13 protein-coding genes are annotated in these 20,300 nt (G+C 43.7%); all 13 read left to right on the top strand.

Features of this window, described 5'->3' with window-relative positions:
- The first annotated feature begins 9 nt into the window (after positions 1–9).
- The 13 genes from FMM05_RS11955 (at position 10) to rhaM (ending at position 20,254) form a co-directional block, all read left to right on the top strand.
- Positions 10–2,091, top strand: coding sequence for a beta-galactosidase (locus tag FMM05_RS11955; protein ID WP_143373616.1), 2,082 nt, complete (start codon positions 10–12; stop codon positions 2,089–2,091).
- Between the two features lie 146 nt (positions 2,092–2,237).
- Positions 2,238–5,102: a glycoside hydrolase family 2 protein gene (locus FMM05_RS11950; RefSeq protein ID WP_235894404.1), complete on the top strand. Its 2,865-nt coding sequence runs from the start codon at positions 2,238–2,240 to the stop codon at positions 5,100–5,102.
- A gap of 32 nt (positions 5,103–5,134) precedes the next feature.
- Entirely contained in the window at positions 5,135–6,499 is a 1,365-nt protein-coding gene (locus FMM05_RS11945) for a glycoside hydrolase family 88/105 protein (RefSeq protein ID WP_143373615.1), read from the top strand.
- Positions 6,500–6,512: 13 nt separating this feature from the next.
- Complete coding sequence (locus FMM05_RS11940) at positions 6,513–7,847, top strand: rhamnogalacturonan acetylesterase (RefSeq protein ID WP_143373614.1); 1,335 nt, start codon at positions 6,513–6,515, stop codon at positions 7,845–7,847.
- A 34-nt stretch (positions 7,848–7,881) separates the two neighbouring features.
- Positions 7,882–10,671, top strand: coding sequence for a glycosyl hydrolase (locus tag FMM05_RS11935; protein WP_143373613.1), 2,790 nt, complete (start codon positions 7,882–7,884; stop codon positions 10,669–10,671).
- Positions 10,672–10,693: 22 nt separating this feature from the next.
- Positions 10,694–11,524 (top strand): DUF4350 domain-containing protein, encoded by an 831-nt coding sequence (locus tag FMM05_RS11930; RefSeq protein ID WP_143373612.1) that lies wholly within the window; start codon positions 10,694–10,696, stop codon positions 11,522–11,524.
- Positions 11,525–11,526: 2 nt separating this feature from the next.
- Entirely contained in the window at positions 11,527–13,029 is a 1,503-nt protein-coding gene (locus FMM05_RS11925; RefSeq protein ID WP_143373611.1) for a tagaturonate reductase, read from the top strand.
- Between the two features lie 5 nt (positions 13,030–13,034).
- Positions 13,035–14,672 (top strand): UxaA family hydrolase, encoded by a 1,638-nt coding sequence (locus FMM05_RS11920; protein ID WP_143373610.1) that lies wholly within the window; start codon positions 13,035–13,037, stop codon positions 14,670–14,672.
- 143 nt (positions 14,673–14,815) lie between these two features.
- Positions 14,816–16,633, top strand: coding sequence for a rhamnogalacturonan lyase (locus tag FMM05_RS11915; protein ID WP_235894403.1), 1,818 nt, complete (start codon positions 14,816–14,818; stop codon positions 16,631–16,633).
- A 3-nt stretch (positions 16,634–16,636) separates the two neighbouring features.
- Entirely contained in the window at positions 16,637–17,422 is a 786-nt protein-coding gene (locus FMM05_RS11910; protein ID WP_143373609.1) for a rhamnogalacturonan acetylesterase, read from the top strand.
- 21 nt (positions 17,423–17,443) lie between these two features.
- The gene (locus FMM05_RS11905; protein WP_143373608.1) at positions 17,444–18,589 is read left to right on the top strand and encodes a glycoside hydrolase family 88/105 protein; all 1,146 of its coding nucleotides are present in this window, start codon (positions 17,444–17,446) and stop codon (positions 18,587–18,589) included.
- 177 nt (positions 18,590–18,766) lie between these two features.
- Positions 18,767–19,855 carry an L-rhamnose/proton symporter RhaT gene (gene rhaT / locus FMM05_RS11900; protein WP_143373607.1) on the top strand — a complete coding sequence of 363 codons (1,089 nt, stop codon included), beginning with the start codon at positions 18,767–18,769 and terminating at the stop codon, positions 19,853–19,855.
- A gap of 84 nt (positions 19,856–19,939) precedes the next feature.
- The gene (gene rhaM, locus FMM05_RS11895; RefSeq protein WP_143373606.1) at positions 19,940–20,254 is read left to right on the top strand and encodes an L-rhamnose mutarotase; all 315 of its coding nucleotides are present in this window, start codon (positions 19,940–19,942) and stop codon (positions 20,252–20,254) included.
- Positions 20,255–20,300 lie beyond the last annotated feature (46 nt).

The following is a 20,300-nucleotide window of genomic DNA, read 5'->3' as shown; positions in this document are numbered from 1 at the left end:
GTATCATACATGAAAAAAATACTCAGTCTTGCATTTATAACAGGTTTATTTTTCAGTGCCATGGCACAAAAAAAAGCTGCCGACTATTTCCCTGAAAAAGAGCTTACCACCGTAGGCGCATATTATTACCCCGAACATTGGGACGAGTCGCAATGGGAACGGGATATGAAAAAAATGGCCGATATGGGATTTGAGTTTACCCATTTTGCCGAGTTTGCCTGGGCACAGCTGGAGCCGGAAGAAGGCCGATATGACTTCGCCTGGCTGGACAGGGCTGTAGCACTGGCAGCTAAGTACAAGCTAAAAGTAATTATGTGTACAAGCACCGCTACGCCGCCCGTATGGCTAACGCGAAAATACCCTGAAATTTTAAAAAAGCGCGAAGATGGCACCTATATGGATCATGGGTCCAGGCAGCACGCCTCATTTTCCAGCGAAATTTACCGTACCTATTCCATGAAAATGATAGCCGAATTAGCAAAACATTACGGCAAAGACAGCCGTATAATGGGCTGGCAGCTGGATAACGAACCGGCTTCTAACGTTGATTATGGCAACGATGCCCAAAACCGTTTTAGGGTTTGGCTTAAAAATAAATATAAAACCATAGATGCGCTTAACAAGGCCTGGGGTACTAATTTTTGGAGCGGCACGTATACGGACTTCAACCAGATAAACCTGCCGCAACACGCACAGTGGGGCATGAACTTATACCAGCAATTAGACCACAGCCGTTTTTGCGATGCCGAAACTGCCAATTTCCTTGATGAGCAGGCAAAGGTAATCCGTAAGTATACCACCCCAAAACAGTGGATCACATCAAACTATATCCCTAACTACGAGGCACGTTACATAGGCAACAGTTCAGAATTGGATTTTATTACTTATACACGCTATATGGTGTATGGTGAGAGTAATGGCATTGGGCCTAAAGGCTACCGCGTTGGCGAGTACAGCCGCATTGCCATGTCTAACGATTTTTTCAGGCCGCTTTCGCCGCTTTATGGCGTTATGGAGCTTCAGCCGGGGCAGGTTAACTGGGGCAGTATTAACTCGCAGCCTTTACCGGGTGCGGTTAACCTGTGGCTGTGGCACGTGTTTGCAGGGGGCAGTAAATTTACCTGTACCTACCGTTTTCGCGCACCTATTTATGGTTATGAGCAATACCATGCAGGTATTTTAGGTACCGATGGTGTAACGCCGACCAGTGGCGGACTGGAATTTGAGCAATTTATAAAAGATATTAAAGTTTTGCGAAAAAACCAGGCAACAGGCAAAATGCCGGCTGATTACCTGAAGCGTAAAACAGCCATTTTGTACGACCCTGATAATACTGTTGCCATCAACCAGAATAAACAGACAACCCTTTGGGATACCGAAGCCCACGTACTTAAATACTACAAAACGCTTAAAGGTTTTGGTGCACCGGTAGATATCATCCGCGACAGCGTTGATTTTTCTAAATACCCGGTTATTGTAGTGCCTGCCTACCAGCAAATGAGCCGCACTTTGATAGCTAAATTAGAAAAGTATGCCCGCAATGGCGGTAATCTTATACTATCCAGCCGAACCGGTCATCAGGATGAGCAGGGCCATCTTTGGGAAGCCCGCCATGCCGCGCCTATATATCCGCTTATTGGTGCGGAGATCGAGTTTTACGACCTCCTAAAGCCCTATGCGCCTGATACCGTAAAGATGGATAACGCACAATTTGCCTGGGCAAGCTGGGGCGATGTGCTTAAGCCCACAGGCGCCACAAAAACCTGGGCTACCTATCAGGGCGATTTTTACGCTGGCAAGGCTGCTGTTACACATACTAATTTAGGCAAAGGCACGGTAACCTATGTGGGTGCCGATAGCACCACCGGCGATTTAGAGCAGGCCGTGCTTACCAAACTGTACAAACAGTTGAATATCCCGGTGCAGAATTACCCGCCGGGCGTTACGGTGGAGTACCGCGATGGCTTTGGCATAGCCATGAATTACTCTGATAAGCCGTACGAAGTTACGTTGCCAAAAGACGCCGAAGTGCTTATTGGCAAACCTACCCTTAGCACCGCAGGCGTAGTAGTATGGAAATTTAAAAACTAAGGTTCTCTCATTAAATATACCCGGCTGCACTCCTGCGGCCAGGATAGCTATATCCTAAAAAATTCACGATAACGATTCCGTACAGGACACTTCGGGATACTCCTTTACCATTAACTTGTTAGATTAGCTTTTTTATTACCATGATTATGCACACCAATTATATGCGCTTTTTATTACTCCTTGCTTTTATTATTACCCTGGGTACACCTGTTACGGCACAAACCAAACAGGTTAAGTACCTTTCAGGGACCGATAATGAAAACACCGTAGCCTGGGATTTTTGGGTTACCGGCGGACGCAATGCGGGCAAATGGTCAACTATACAAGTACCGGGCCATTGGGAGCAGCAGGGTTTTGGGGCATACAATTACGGCAGGGACTACACCACGTATGGTAAAAATTTTCGTTTTGCCGATGAAAAAGGGCTCTACAAACACACCTTCATGGTGCCGGATTCATGGAAAGGGCAAAAAATATCGATCGTTTTTGAAGGCTCCATGACCGATACCGAAGTAAAGATCAACGGTAAATCAGCCGGTGCCATACACCAGGGATCGTTTTACCGATTTAAATATGATATTACCGATAAGGTTCAGTTTGGTAAAGAAAATAAGCTTGAAGTAACGGTATCTAAAATGTCTGCCGACCAATCTGTTAACAACGCAGAGCGCTTAGCTGATTACTGGATCTTTGGGGGAATATTCAGGCCGGTTTACCTTGAAGCTACACCACAAACGCATATAACATGGACATCTATAGATGCCAAAGCCGATGGCAGCTTTAAAAGCAATATTTATGTTGAAGGTATCCAGAAAACGGGCGAAGTATTGGTTGAATTAAAAGACAAAGCAAATAAAACCGTAGGCTCTGCCACTGTACCTTTAAAAGCAGGCGATACGCTTGTAAAAGCAAACATTTCGGTTAAGAAACCTGCGCTCTGGACAGCCGAAACCCCAAATCTTTACCATGTGCATTATACGCTAAAGCAAAGTGGTAAGGATATTCATAAGACTAACGACCGCTTTGGTTTCAGGACCATTGAAGTACGCAAAGGCGATGGCATCTACGTAAACGGCACTAAAGTAAAAATGAAAGGCGTAAACCGCCACGTTTGGTGGCCGGAAACGGGCAGGACAATCAATGCGAAGATCGACCTGATGGATGTAGAGATCATAAAAGGCATGAACATGAATGCAGTGCGCTGCTCGCATTACCCGCCGGATAAAGCATTTTTACAGTATTGTGATTCATTGGGCTTATATGTTTTAGACGAGCTTGCGGGATGGCAAAAAGCCTACAGTACAAAAGCCGGAGCACCGCTGGTTAAAGAAATGGTAATACGCGATTGCAACCATCCTTCTATAATAATCTGGAGCAATGGTAACGAGGGCGGCCATAATTTTGACCTTGATGATGATTATGCCCAATACGACCTTTCGGGCAGGCCGGTTATACATGCGCACCACAAGCCGGGCAATGCTTTTGGCGGTATAGATTGTAACCACTATGAAAACTACTACAGCAGTAAAAAAATCCTTGAAGACGAGAATATCTACATGGTTACGGAGTTTTTACATGCCCAGGACGATGGCGGTGGGGCAGCCTCATTAGCCGATTTTTGGGATCTGCACTGGAACTCTAAAAAAGGCGCCGGTGGGTTTATCTGGGCATTACTGGATGAAGGCCTTGTACGAACCGATTACAACGGCCGTATTGATACCAATGGCATTAACGCGCCGGATGGTATACTTGGGCCACATCGTGAAAAGGAGGGCTGCTACAACGCTATTAAAAAAATATACAGTCCGGTTAAGATAGATATGGCAGTTTTGCCGGATAATTTTACAGGCACCATACCGGTGGAGAATCGTTATCACTATACCAACATAAACCAGTGTACCCTACAATGGGAGCTTGTAAACTTTGCCAAACCGGGTGAAAGCGTTTTGGGCTACACAATATCCCAAAAAGGCGATATAAAAGCACCCGATGTTAAGCCCACCCTAAAAGGCAACATCAAAATTAATCTGCCTAAAAACTGGAAAGATACTGATGCGCTTTTATTACGTGCCATAGATCCTTTTGGTAAGGAACTATATACCTGGACATGGAAGATAAAATCCAATAAAGACTTCGTGGCTACCCTTGTAAAAACACCTGAAAAGGAATCGGCTGTAGCGGTTCAGGAAACCGATACTGCGATAGAGCTAATGGCTAAAGAAATTGTGATAACCATCAGCAAAAAAGATGGCCTGCTTGCTTTGGTTGTGACCGAAAAAGGCAAGAAAATATCGTTTACCAATGGCCCGGTGTTGGTTTCGGGTACTGCTGCGTTACAAAACATCAAAACCTATAAAGAAGGCAGCAACCAGGTTGTAGAATGCACTTATTCCGGCGATATGAAGAAGGTGCTGTGGAAACTTAAACCGAACGGCTGGCTGGAACTGGCCTATGAATACCAGGCTGAAGGCGACTTTGCCTACTCCGGCGTAAGCTTTAATTATCCTGTAAGTTATGTATTTTCGGCAAAATGGCTGGGCAATGGCCAGTACAGGGTTTGGAAGAACCGTATGGATGGCGTTACCCACAACGTTTGGGGCAACATTATGAACACAACGCAAACGGGTTACGCGTGGACGTATCCTGAATTTAAAGGCTATTACAGCGATATTACCTGGATGGAAATAGATACTGCCGAAGGCAAATTTTTAATGGGTACCGAGCAGGAAAATTTGTTTGTGCGCCTGTTCGACTTTTATGCTTTATCGGGGCCTGTACCGCAGCCGGAATTGCCTAAAGGTGACATTTCATTTTTGGAGGCAATCCCGCCAATAGCGGGTAAACTGGCTTTTGGCATCAACACTGATACCGCTTCCCTTGGCCCGTTAGGAGAGCTTAATAAGCTGCATGGTACAAAAAAGCGGACGCTGCATTTTTATTTTGGTTCGCCCGAAAGCAATGCTAAAGACGTACAATTTATCATGCCATCTGAAAATATTTTAACCGATTAACCACTAAAAACAAACACATATCTTATAATATCATGAAGAAAATATACTACATATTACCGTTGCTTTGTGTGGGGAGCTTTACTGCATCGGCACAATACACCGATAAAAAAGGTAACGATGTTACCTCGCCGCTGCACCTTTTAAAACCGGATTACCCAATGCCCTACGAAGCTCCTAAAGCTGAACAGGTTAAAGCTGTATTAGACCGTGTATTTACCTATCTGGATGCTGAAACACCGTATGAAATGATCAATAAAAAAGACGGGAAGACTTTTACAGATACAAAAAAACTGGATAACTCTGTGGAGCTAAAACAAGGCAGTTACCGCCTTAACAGCTACGAATGGGGTGTTACGTATGGCGCCATGTTAAGCGTTGCCAAAAGCACTGGGGATAAGCGGTATTCCGACTATGTCCGCAATCGATTTAGCTTTATGGGTACCTGGATACCGGCAGTAAAAAAGGCTTTAGCCGATGGTAAAATCACCGATAAGAGCTATCCGTTCCGCGGTTCAATAGAGCCGCATGCCCTTGATGATTGCGGGGCAATTTGTGCCGCAATGATAAAAGCTATTAAAACGGGTAATGCCAGCGAGGCTAACCTTAAACCCACAATAGATGTGTACGCCGATTTTATAACCAATAAAGAGCACCGCCTTAGCGATGGTACACTGGCAAGGCTGCGTCCGCTAAAAAACTCGCTTTGGCTCGACGATATGTATATGGGCATCCCGGCACTTGCACAATTAAGCCAGCTTACAGGCAATAAAAGCTACCTTGATGATGCCGTTAAGCAATTTAAACAGTTTGTTCCGCGTATGTTTAATGCACAAAAAGGCATTTACATGCACGGCTGGATAGAGGGTATGGACCCTCACCCACAATTTCATTGGGCAAGGGCAAACGGCTGGGCATTTTTAACTGCTGTAGAATTGTTAGATGTGCTGCCTGCCAACCATCCTGACAGGCCTTTTGTACTGGCCCAGTTTCAGGCACATGCAAAGGGGCTGGCTTCCTATCAGTCAGGTACCGGGTTTTGGCACCAGTTGCTGGACAGGAACGATTCGTACCTTGAAACTTCGGCTACAGCAATATACACCTATTGCATAGCCCGCGGAATTAACCAAGGCTGGCTTGATGCCCAGGCGTACAGCCCTATGGCACTTTTAGGGTGGAATGCGGTTAGCACTAAAGTAAATGCTAAAGGCGAGGTAGAAGGCACGTGCGTAGGCACAGGCATGGGCTTTGACCCTGCATTTTATTATTACCGCCCGGTTAACAATTATGCTGCACACGGTTATGGGCCGGTACTTATGGCCGGTGCTGAGATCATTAGCCTGGTAAATGCCAGCAAGATAAAAATTAACGACAGCGCTATACAATACTATAAAGACTAAGGAGGGAATGACCATGAAGCATTACTTTTTTATCATACTAACATTACTTTTTTCGCTCTTTACGGAGGCCCAGCAAACGTCTTTTAAGTTTGACTTCGGGTCGGGTAAGGTAGAGAAAGGATATACGCAGGTAATGCCTGAAACTAAATACACTTCCCAAACCGGCTATGGATTCGATTTCGACTCAAAAATAAAATCGGTTGAAAATGACAGTTCGGCATTAAAGGGTGACTACATTACAGGTAAGGGTCCGTTTTATTTTTCGGTAAAACTGCCGGAGGGTAATTATGATGTAAAAGTAGTGTTAGGCGATACAAAAGGTACATCGGCAACAAGTGTACGTGCCGAATGCAGGAGGCTTATGCTACCTCAGGTAACTACAAAACAAGGCGAAACGGTTGAAAGAACATTTACCGTTCATGTGAGGGATAGCCTTATCAGGGACGGTAAAGGTAACGTAATTGATAAAGTTCACGTAAAACCTCGCGAAAAAAACTACCTGCATTGGGATAATGTATTAACGCTTGAGTTTAACGATTCGCTCCCTAAAATATGTGCTATAGAAATTACGCCGAATAAATCGGCAGCCACTATTTTTTTGGCAGGCGATTCGACCGTGGTAGACCAGCCGGAAGACCCGTATGCGTCGTGGGGCCAAATGTTCCCGGCATTCCTTATTCCATCTAAAGTGGCTGTGGCCAATTATGCCGAGAGTGGCGAAACCCTTAAGGCTTTTGAAAACGAAAACAGGTTCGAAAAAATATGGAGCATGGCTAAACCCGGCGACTACCTTTTTATAGAATTTACGCATAACGATCAAAAACCCGGGCCCAACCACCTGGATGCGTTTACCACGTTTAAGGAAACATTAAAAAATTGGATTGCCGAAGCCCGGAAAAGGGATATGATACCGGTGCTGGTAACCTCTACACAGCGCAGGAATTTTGATGAACAGGGGCATATTGTAAATACGCTCTTAGATTATCCTGAGGGTATGAGGCAAGCTGCCAAAGAAGAAAATGTAGCATTGATAGACCTGAGCGCCATGAGCAAAACATTGTATGAAACCCTTGGTAAAGAACAGTCGGTAAAGGCATTTGTGCATTATCCTGCCAATACCTATCCTAACCAAACCAAAACCTTGGAGGATAATACCCACTTTAATCCTTATGGTGCTTACGAGCTGGCAAGTTGTGTAGTAAGTAGTATTCGTGAGCAAAAGCTGCCGCTGGCAAAATACATCCGAAAGAACGTAAAAGAATACAATCCGGCCAGGCCAAATCCTGTTGCAACATTTTACTGGCCGCAAAGCGGTTTTGTAAGCGCAGTTAAACCCGACGGAAATTAAATTCAGACAAAAATCTGAACAGAAATAAAGCATAATGATCATTAAAAAACTATTACCCATTGTTTTTGCCTTAGGCTTAACTCCCGTTGCCCAGGCTCAGGAACAATGGCCTCCTGTTACACAAACAGCTAAGCCATGGACACGGTGGTGGTGGATGGGCAGCGCTGTAGACGAAAGCGGCATTAAAGCCCAGCTACAAGACTTAAGCAATGCAGGCTTTGGCGGTACGCAGGTAGTGCCTATTTATGGGGCAATAGGTTATGAAGATAAATACATAAATTACCTCACCCCGCAGTGGATGAATGTGCTGGATTATACGGTGGCAACATCGGCTGGTTTAAATATGGGGGTAGATATCTCTGTAGGTACGGGCTGGCCCATTGGCGGCCCGCAGGTAAGCACACAGGACGCTGCCACTAAAATGGTCGTTGAAACCTATTCATTAAAGGCTGGCGAAACATTGCAGGAAAAGATCGTGATGAACGATGAAAAGCAAAAAGGCATTCCCGGGGTATTTTTAAGCGCTGTAACAGCCTATGATGAAAATGGAAAAGCAACCGTAATAACCGATAAGGTATTGCAGGATGGTACGTTACAATGGTCGCCTAAAGGCGGCAACTGGCAACTGTATGCACTTTTTGTTGGCAAGACCGGGCAAAAGGTAAAGCGGGCAGCCGCAGGGGGCGAAGGGTATACGTTAGACCATTTTTCGGACACTGCACTTGGCAACTATTTTAAGGCGTTTGATACCGCCTTTGGAAATTCTAACCACGGCGTACGTTCTTTTTTTAATGATAGTTACGAAGTATACGGTGCCAACTGGACGCCTGATTTTTTTACCGAATTCCAAAAAAGAAAGGGGTACGACCTCAGGCTGTATATTAAAGATCTGGTTACAAAAGAGGGTAATGAGCAAATTGCCCGCGTTAAAAGCGATTACAGGGAAACTATGAGCGCCTTAATGCTGGAGAATTTTACCTCAAAATTTACGGCCTGGGCGCACGGTAAAAAATCGATGAACACCAACCAGGCACACGGTTCGCCCGGAAATTTATTAGACCTGTACGCATTGGTTGATATCCCGGAATCGGAAACCTTTGGCAGTACAACCTTTTACATTCCCGGTTTACGCAGGGCCAGTACCGATGTGCAAAGCGTAGAGCCGGATATTGCCGTGCTGAAGTTTGCATCGTCTGCAGCGCACGTTACCGGAAAAAAACTTACCTCTAACGAAACATTTACGTGGCTTACAGAGCATTTTAAAACATCGTGGGGGCAGTGCAAGCCGGAGGTTGAGCAGGTTTTTTTAAGCGGTATTAACCACGTGTTCTATCACGGTACAACTTATACGCCTGCTAATGCGGCTTTCCCCGGATGGCTGTTTTACGCGTCAACCAATTTTGTGCCTCAAAACAGTTTGTGGCCTCATTTAAAAGGTTTAAACGAGTACATAACCCGTTGCCAGAGCATATTGCAAAGCGGCGAGCCTGATAACGAAGTATTGGCATACTGGCCAATTTATGACACATGGGCCAACCCAAAAGGGCTGGATATGGCTTTTGGCATCCACCAGATTGATAACTGGCTGTGCCCGACAGATTTTTACACTAATACCGAGACGCTTAATAGCATTGGGTATTCTTTGGATTATTCGTCGGATAAAATGCTGACAGAGGCTAAAGTTGTTGACGGGCAGATAAAAGTTACAGATAAGGGCGCGGCTTATAAAGTACTGGTAATTTCTAAAACCAAATACATGCCGGTTGCTACGTTAGAGCATATTATCCGCCTGGCAAAAAGTGGTTGTACTATTGTAATGCAGCAGTTTCCGGAAGACGTTCCCGGATTTAATAACCTGGAAAGCAACCGCAACAAGCTAAAGGATTTAATAGCATCAATAACAGTACAGCAAAAAAACAATGGCATTAAAGAGGCTGTTTTGGGCAATGGCAAAATAATCATTACCGATACCATTTCGCAGGGATTGGCTTATGCCAACATAAACCGTGAGACATTAACCGACAGGGGTTTAAAATTCATAAAGCGTAAAATTGATAATGGCACATACTATTATATTGTAAACCATACACCAAATAAAATTGACGGACTTGTTGCTTTAAATACATCGGCAAAAAGCGTGGTACTGTTAGATCCGCAAACGGGTAAAACGGGTGTGGGCAGTTTTACCGCACAAAAAAATAACATAAGCGTAAAGCTGCAATTAGAGCCGGGTGAGGCTATATTTGTAAAAGCGTTAAATGAGTTAGGTAATGCTAAAGATAAATGGAATTATCACGATAAAGATGCAAATCCAATCGTGTTAAATAATGCCTGGAAACTGCATTTTAATAACGGTGGGCCGGTTGTGCCTTCAGATAAAACCATGAAAACGCTACAACCCTGGACCGATTTTACCGATGATGTAGCAACACAATTATTCTCTGGGTCAGCTACGTATACTACTATATTTAAAGTAGAGCGTAAAAATGCCGATGACTATGTATTACAGCTGGATCAGTTATATGAAAGCGCCAGGGTTACGGTAAACGGTAAAGATGCCGGCCTTGTGTGGAGTGTTCCGTATAAGCTGAGCATCGGCAACTATTTAAAAAAAGGCGAAAACACCATAGAAATTGAAGTGCGCAACCTTATGGCTAACCGTATTCGCTACATGGATCAAAATAAACTGGAGTGGAGAAAATACCACGAAATAAACTTTGTAAACATTAAATACGAAAGTTTTGATGCTTCAAATTGGGAGGTACAGCCTTCAGGACTGGGAGGTACTGTAACCATTACACCGGTAAATTTTTTAAAGGACTGATTAATACTATAAAACAATAAATATGTTTAGCTATCAAAAAAAGATAAAGGTACTGGCATCCGTTTGCGGAATGTTTATACTGCCACAATGTATACCTGTAGTAAACCTTTTAGATACAGAGGTTGCAGGCAAAGAAAAAACAGTAATGCTGGACTATTATTACAATAACGAATGGAAAAAAGATGTTGAAGGTAAAGACTACCGCTGGCACTATACCTGGGAGGATAACACTTTTGGAGGGTATTCAGTTTTAGGTGATATATTTAAAAAGCAGGGGGCAAAGATAGCTTCGCTTGAAAGTAAGCCTACAGCTGCCAACCTAAAAAATGCATCGGTATATATTATTGTAGATCCGGATACCGAAAAAGAAACAGCCAAGCCTAATTTTATGGATGAAGAGGCTGCTGTAAGCATTGCTGCCTGGGTAAAACAGGGTGGTGTACTGGTATTGCTAACTAACGATGCCGGCAATGCAGAGCTTAAAAACTTCAATAAACTGTCAGACAAATTTGGCGTCCATTTTAATGAAGACAGCCACAACCGTGTACAAAACGATATTTTTGAGCAGGGTGCTGTAATGACTCCCGCCGGGCATGAGATATTTGGTTCGCCTAAAAAATTGTATGTAAAAGAATACAGTTCGTTAAATGTTACGAGTCCGGCAAAAACGGTGCTTAAAAGCGGGGAGAACAACCTTATGGCTGTTGCAAAGTACGGTAAGGGAACCGTATTTGCCCTGGGCGATCCGTGGATTTACAACGAATATGTTGGCGGAAAAAAAATGCCTGCTGATTATCAAAATCTTGCAGCGGCAGAAGAATTTGCAAAATGGCTATTAAAACAAACAAAATAAAAATGCAGTTATCTAAACATACCTTAAAAAATATAGAAGCAAAACCGGGACTTGAAATTCCCGATGAAAAATTACTGGCGTTACCTGAAAAGGTATTGCAATTTGGTACCGGGGTATTGCTCCGCGGGTTGCCCGATTATTTTATTGACAAAGCCAATAAACAGGGTATTTTTAACGGCAGGGTAGTAATTGTAAAATCTACCGATGGCAGTAATGATGAGTTTGCCCAACAGGATGGCTTATACACCGTTTCTGTGAGAGGTCTTGCCGATGGCCAGGAAATTAAGGAGGATATCATCAATGCATCGGTAAGCCGTGTGTTGACTGCAAAGTCTGACTGGCCTACAATTTTAGAATGTGCCCATAATGCCGACATGAATATTGTTCTCTCTAACACTACCGAGGTTGGCATCCAACTGGTTGAAGAGAATGTTTTAGAGGGTGTGCCATCATCCTTTCCCGGTAAATTACTGGCTTTTTTATATGAGCGCTACAATGCATTTAATGGTGCTGCCGATAGTGGTATGGTAATAGTGCCTACTGAACTTATTACCGATAACGGTGATAAACTTAAAGGCATAATGCTACAACTTGCTAATTTCAATAAACTGGACAGTGCGTTTATCAACTGGCTTACAAGCAGCAATACCTTTTGCAATTCGCTTGTAGACAGGATTGTTCCCGGTAAGCCATCCAGTGCCGACTTAGAAGAGTTAGAAACATCATTGGGTTATACTGATGCCCTGCTTACCATGAGCGAGCCGTTTCGCCTGTGGGCAATAGAAGGCAATGAAAAGGTTAAGGAGGTGCTGTCATTCTACAAAATTGATGATGCTGTAAAAATTGAGCCGGACATTACATTATACAAAGAACTAAAGCTACGCATACTAAACGGTACGCATACCTTTAACTGTGGTACGGCATTTTTAAGCGGTTTTAACCTTACAAGAGAAGCTGTGGGCGATGAACACTACGGCACATTTACCCGCAAGCTTATGAAACAGATAAGCGATGCCATTCCGTATAAAATAGATGAAAATGTAAAGGCAGCTTTCGTTAAAAATACGTTCGAGCGTTTTTGCAATCCGTTTATTAATCACCAATGGCAAAGCATTACTACGCAATATACTTCTAAAATGAATATGCGTAACGTGCCGTTGCTGCTCCGTCATTATGAGCTTAATAGTTCGGTCCCTCAGTATATGGGTACCGGTTTTGCAGCCTACCTGCTGTATATGAAATCGGTTAAGGACAGTGATAAATACTTTGGCGACAGGAATGGCGAGCGGTATGAAATAAAAGACGATGCAGCGGCTTATTTTTATGAGCTATGGCAAAATAATGATGCCCGTGCTGTTGCAGAGCAAGTACTTAAAAATGAATCGCTTTGGAGTACTGATTTAACGCAATTACCCGGATTTGCAAATTTCGTAAAAACACAATTACAAAATATAATTGCCAATGGCGCACTGCAAACCGTTGCAGCGCTGGAGTTGGTTAAATAAATATAATGGCACACAGCGTATTAAAAATCCACAGTAAAGATAATGTAATTGTTGCACTGGCTAATTTAGCCAAAGGCGATACTATTTTGTTTGAAGGGCATACCTATGTTTTGCAGGAAAACATTCCCGCAAAGCATAAATTTTACATGCAGGATATGCAGCCCGGAGACGAAGTATTTATGTATGGCGTACTGGTGGGTAAAATACAACAACCGGTAAAAGCCGGTAACCGGATGAGCACTGAAAACCTTAAACATGCTGCAGAGCCTTACGCTTACCGAGAGGTTGATTTTGAATGGCATGCGCCTGATGTTTCTAAATTTGATGGCAGGACATTTAACGGTTATCATCGTGCCGATGGCAGGGTAGGTACGGCCAATTACTGGCTGTTTATCCCCACGGTTTTTTGCGAGAACAGGAACCTTGATGTTATCCGCGAGGCAATGCATAATGAGTTAGGTTATGCTGTTACCGATAAATACAAGCAATACACGCACCAATTGCTGGAAGCGCACAACAATGGCGAAACCTTAGAGAACATAAGCCTTGCGCCATCTTTAAATATACAAAACAGGCCGTTTAAAAATGTTGATGGTATAAAATTCCTTAACCATCAGGGGGGCTGTGGTGGTATCCGCCAGGACGCGGCCGTACTGAGTAAGTTACTGGCTGCTTATGCCGACCATCCTAATGTGGGTGGGGTAACTGTGCTGAGCCTTGGCTGCCAGAACTTACAGGTGCAGGACTTTATGGACGACCTTAAAGCACACAACCCTAACTTTAATAAACCACTATTTGTTTTTGAGCAGCAGCAATCGCAAAGTGAAGAACAGTTAATTGCCGATGCCATTCGCCAAACATTTGGAGGACTTGTTGAGATCAATAAGCTGGAACGCCAACCGGCTCCGCTGAACAAGTTATCACTTGGGGTAAAATGTGGTGGCAGTGATGGTTTTAGCGGTATTTCGGCAAATCCGTCGGTGGGCTACTGCGCTGATTTGTTGGTAGCATTAGGCGGACAAGTATTGCTTGCCGAATTCCCTGAGCTTTGCGGAGTGGAACAGGAACTTATAGACCGATCGGTAGACCAACCCACGGCAGAGAAATTCATCCACCTTATGAAAAGTTACGACAGGATCGTAACCAATGCCGGGTCGAGTTTTTCTATGAATCCCTCACCGGGTAATATAAAAGACGGTTTAATAACCGATGCTATAAAAAGTGCCGGTGCTGCAAAAAAGGCTGGTACATCGCCCGTAGTAGCTGTATTGGATTATACCGAGCCTGCTACAAAACCGGGCCTCAACCTGGTGTGTACGCCGGGTAATGATGTAGAAGCCACAACCGGTAAAGCTGCAAGTGGCGCAACATTAATATTGTTCACAACCGGACTGGGCACGCCAACAGGCAACCCTGTTTGCCCTGTAATTAAGGTATCTACCAACAGCAGCCTGACAAAACGCATGAGCGATATTATAGATATTGATTGCGGCCCTGTAATTGAAGGGCAAAAAAGCATTGAGCTAATGGGAGAGGAGATACTGGAATATTGTATAAAAGTCGCAAGCGGAGAAATAACACCTAAGGCAGTTTTGCTCAATCAGGACGATTTTATTCCGTGGAAACGGGGCGTTTCTTTATAACGCGTTTGTACTAACAACAGTTTTATTGATTACATCTAACTAAAAATTATACCATAATGGCACAAACTTTACCTAATTTACTAAATCGTTTTCGGTATTTGCTGAGTTTTATATTGTTTTGCATTACAGCAAGTAATGGCCTTATGGCACAACCCCAAATGGAGTATTTAAACAGGGGTGTTGCCGCCACCACAAGCAGCTCGGGTATATTTGTAAGCTGGAGGCTGCTGGGTAGCGAAGACAGTAACACTGCCTTTAATGTTTACCGAAAAACAAATGGAAAAGAAGTAAAACTTAACACTAAGCCCCTTACAAAAGGCACTAATTTTTTAGATACTACTGCCGATAAAAACCAGGTAAACACGTATTCGGTAAAGGCGCTATCCGGTAAAAAAGAGTTGCCAGCCAATGGCTCATTTACGTTAAAAAAAGGCCAGCTTCCTTACCTGTCTGTTCCGTTACAAACCCCTGAGGGATATTCGCCAAATGATGCATCCGTTGCCGACCTTGATGGCGATGGTGAATATGAAATCGTGCTGCACCAAACCGGCAAGGCGCACGATAACAGCCACGACGGCCCTACCGATGAACCCATATTTCAGGCGTATAAATTAGATGGTACTTTAATGTGGACGATTAATCTGGGTAAAAACATTCGCGAAGGGGCGCATTACACACAGTTTATTGTATACGATCTTGATGGCGATGGTAAAGCCGAAGTCGCCATGAAAACCGCCGACGGCACAAAAGATGGTAAAGGCAAAATTATAGGCGATGCCTCTAAAGATTACCGAAATGCTACGGGGCATATATTATCGGGACCCGAGTACCTTACTGTTTTTGATGGCCTAACAGGTGCCGAGGTACACACAGTAAAGTATGCTGTGCCACGTTATTCAGGGACAGATGACCCAACTGAAGAACAACTTAAAGAAGTTTGGGGCGATGGCAATGGCAACCGCAGCGACCGTTACCTTGCGGCTGCTGCCTACCTTGATGGTAAAACGCCAAGCCTAATTATGTGCAGGGGCTATTACACCCGAACGGCTATTGCAGCCTGGGATTTCAAAAATAAAAAACTGAGCCTGCGCTGGCTGTTTGATTCGGATAGCTCTGAAGAAAACAGGAAATACAGGGGTCAGGGCAATCACAACCTTTCTATTACCGATGTAGATAATGATGGCAAAGACGAAATTGTTTATGGAGCCATGACCATTGATGATAATGGTACTGGCTTAAACAGCACTGGTTTTGGCCACGGCGATGCACTGCATGTAGGCGACCTTGATCCTACACACCCCGGCATTGAAATATTTGATATACAGGAACGCTTTGATGATGCCGGGATGCATTTTAGGGATGGCGCAACGGGCGAAGTACTCTGGAAAAAACCATCATTAACTAAAGTGGATAAAGGCCAGGGTCCCGGCCGTGGGCTTGCGCTTAATATCGACCCAAGGTATCCGGGTTCTGAGTGCTGGGCGCTAAATGCAGGGATGTCGGGCATGTATGATGCCAAAGGTAACAGGATATCAGAAAAAGCACCTTCATGTAATTTTGGGATCTATTGGGATGGCGACCTGCTTAGTGAACTACTTAACGGTACGGTTATAGACAAATGGGATTATACCACCGAAAGTACAACGGTACTGCTTGATACTAAAGATTTTGACTGCGTTAGTAATAACGGTACCAAAATGAACCCCGTGCTATCGGCAGATATTTTTGGCGACTGGCGCGAAGAGGTCATCTACAGGACAACCGATAACAAAGAACTCCGCATTTTTACTACTAATATCCCTACCGATCACAGGCTGTATACCCTAATGCATAACCCGCAATACAGGTTAAGCATCGCATGGCAAAACGTAGCATATAACCAGCCACCCCATACCAGTTTTTATATGGATGAAACCATGCCACAACAGCAAAAGCCTAACATTACTATTAAAAAAAAATAGCGCATGAAGACTAAATTTTTTCCTATCTCATTATTGATATTGTTTTCGGTGTTATGCTTTTCTTTTACACGTCAGGCAGATAAGCCAACCTTATACATCATTGGCGATTCTACAGTTAAGAACGGTACGGGCATGGGATCAGACTCATTGTGGGGCTGGGGCAGTTTTATGAATACCCATTTTGATACCCTTAAAATCAATGTGCAAAACCATGCTATTGGCGGCCGCAGCAGCCGTACGTTCCTAACCGACGGGCGCTGGGATAAAATACTATCTACCCTAAAAAAAGGCGATTACGTTATAATGCAGTTTGGCCATAACGATGGCGGCCCGCTTGATGATACCTCACGCGCAAGGGGAACCATTCCCGGTATGGGTAACGACAGCACTGAGATCTTTAATCCCATCCGAAAAGTAAAAGAGACTGTTTACAGCTATGGTTGGTACATGCGCAAATATGTAAATGAAACCAAAGCTAAGGGAGCGACTGCAATTATTTGCTCGCCTGTACCAAGAAATACTTTTGAAACCGACGGTACCATTAAAAAAGACAAATATGCTGCATGGGCTAAAGATATCGCTACTGAAACAGGCGCTTATTTTATTCCGCTAAACGACCTGGTTATAAAAAATTATCAAAAAGCCGGCGCTAATGCAGTAAAGAATTATTTTCCTACAGATCATACCCACACCAACAGGGAAGGTGCAAAACTTAATGCGAAAATTGTTGTACAAGGTGTAAAGCAATTGCCATCAAGCTGCAAACTGAAAAATTATATTAAAAAATAAGAATACAAACTCCCACTGATTATGAAGTACATATCACTATTCAGCTTTATTATAGTTACCATGCTTGTAAATACAAGCTGTGCACAAACCAGGCAAAAAATTCCGGCGAAAGCCGACGTGCTCGATGTAATGCACAGGGCCAATACTTATTTTGTAAACAAATGGCCCGATCCGGGTGCGCCAACCTTTGGTGGGGGCAAGGAGCGTTCGAGCAATTTGTGGACAAGGGCCGTGTACTATGAAGGCTTAATGGCGCTATATGCTGTAGAGCCTAAAAAAGAATATTACGATTATGCCGTATTATGGGGCGAAAGGCATAAATGGGGGCTTCGCAGCGGTGTAGAAACAAGGCATGCTGATAATCATTGTGCTGGCCAAACCTACATCGACCTGTATGAAATAGACGGTAAAAAACATCCGGAAAGAGTTAAGGATATTAAAGAGTCAATAGACAGGATGATGGCAACATCTAAGGTAGACGACTGGGACTGGATTGATGCGTTGCAAATGTGCATGCCGGTTTATGCTAAACTGGGCAGGCTGTATAACGACCCTAAATACTATGAACGCAATTATGAAATGTATGCATTTACCAAAAACAAACATGGCGGCAACGGGTTGTACAACGCTGCAGATAAACTTTGGTGGAGGGATAAAGATTTTGTGCCTCCCTATAAAGAACCTAACGGAGAAGATTGCTATTGGAGCCGTGGCGATGGCTGGGTAGTTGCCGCGCTGGTTCGCACGCTGGATATAACCCCGAAATCCAACCCGCATTATGCCGAATACCTACAGGATTATAAGGATTTGCTTTCGGCTTTACCTGCTATCCAGCGTACCGATGGCTTGTGGAATGCAAGCCTGCATGACCCGGATCATTTTGGAGGCAAAGAAATGACGGGTAGTGCACTATTTGTTTACGGTATGGCTTATGGTATTAATAACGGGATTATAGACCGTAAAACCTACCTGCCCGTACTGCTTAAAGCATGGAGCGGGATTACTCAAGATTGTGTACAGCCCAATGGCTTTTTAGGTTGGGTGCAGGGTACCGGTAAAGAGCCTAAAGATGGTATGCCGCTATCGGTATCCAAAGAGCCCGATTTTGAAGATTATGGCCTGGGTTGCCTGTTGCTTGCGGGTAGCGAGGTTTACAAGCTTAAATAAGATTATTTAGATATAAGTTTTATAAAATTGCACTAAGTGAAATTATAATTAATTAAATTTTTTGATACTATAATTTTACATGACACTACATGACGGTGCTTGTTTTTAATATAGCTATTTTCACACTTTTAACAAGTGTTACCTGTACAAGGTATAATTAGTAAAGAACATATTTTTATGGGCGCTATCTTTGGTGTTATTTTTCACTTCATCGGGGGCTTTGCTTCCGGAAGTTTTTATATTCCGTTTAAAAAAGTAAAAGGCTGGGCATGGGAAACCTACTGGCTTATAGGAGGTATTTTTTCATGGCTTATCGTTCCCCCGTTAGCGGCATGGCTAACTATTCCTGATTTCTGGAGCATCATAGCCGGGGCTGATTCGGCCGTAATTACGCTGGCATTTATATTCGGCCTGCTATGGGGCGTAGGTGGCTTTACCTATGGCCTTGGGGTACGCTATCTCGGTGTTGCTCTTGGCAGTAGTGTTATACTCGGCCTATGTATGGTTTTTGGCTCGTTGCTACCCTCGGTTTATTACGAATTTTATCCGCAGGCGGGTAAAGACGGTATAGGAGCCATTGTATCTTCTGCATGGGGCCAAATGGTATTACTGGGCTTATTGATATGCGTAATAGGTATTGCTATATGTGGTAAGGCCGGAGTAATGAAGGAAAGGCAGTTAAGTGCAGCAGGTACAGATCCGCACGGGGTTGTGGTTAAAACCGAATATAAATTCGCCTTAGGGCTAACTGTTTCAATCATTTCCGGCGTACTGAGCGCCTGTTTTAACTTTGGGCTGGAAGCGGGCAAGCCAATGGCTGATATCGCTAACGAAGTTTGGAAGGCTGCTAACCCAGGTCAGGGAGAATTCCTGTTTCAAAATAATGTAACCTATGTGGTGGTGCTTTGGGGCGGACTCCTAAGCAATTTAATAGGCTGCTTATTCCTCGCTATAAAAAATAAAACACTAAGCGATTATACCAAGCCTAACGTGCCTGTGCTATCCAATATAATTTTTTGTGCTCTGGCAGGTACTACCTGGTTTTTACAATTCTTTTTTTACGGAATGGGAGAGAGCCGCATGGGTAACGGCCCAAGCTCGTGGATACTTCACATGGCCTTTATAATTTTTATAGCCAATCTTTGGGGTGTTATCTTAAAAGAATGGAAAGGTGTAAACAGTAAAACCGTTGCAACAATTTCATTGGGTATACTTGCAATTCTACTATCGGTATTAGTGGTAGGTTACGGTAACTCGTTGAAATAGGTTGCCGTTATTAGTTGTTGGTTGCCGGTTGACAGTTGTCAGACATTATATACTCTGAAAATTCAAACATTAATCAAGAGAAAAATGAAACGATTAGCATTTAAAATGCAATTGCATAAAGGCTTTGAAGCCGAATATAAAAAACGCCATGATGAGTTGTGGCCGGAGCTTGAAAACTTGCTGAAGCAAACAGGTGTAAGTGATTATTCTATTTTTTTAGATGAATCTACAAATGCGTTGTTTGGCACACTGCTTATAAGCGACCGGTCAAAATTTGATGACTTGCCCTCGCATCCGGTCATGCAAAAATGGTGGGCGTATATGAAGGACATCATGCAAAGCAACGCAGATAATTCGCCGGTAAGCACGCCGCTTAAAGAGGTCTTTTATCTGCCTTAAAGGCATGCCTCAATTAAAATAGATTGTTTACCAAATTGCATCAAAA

The organism is Flavobacterium zepuense (assembly GCF_007097145.1).
Classification (GTDB): Bacteria; Bacteroidota; Bacteroidia; order Flavobacteriales; family Flavobacteriaceae; genus Flavobacterium; species Flavobacterium zepuense.
Note: the sequence above shows the minus strand (reverse complement) of the source record. Positions and strands in the feature narration are given on the sequence as shown.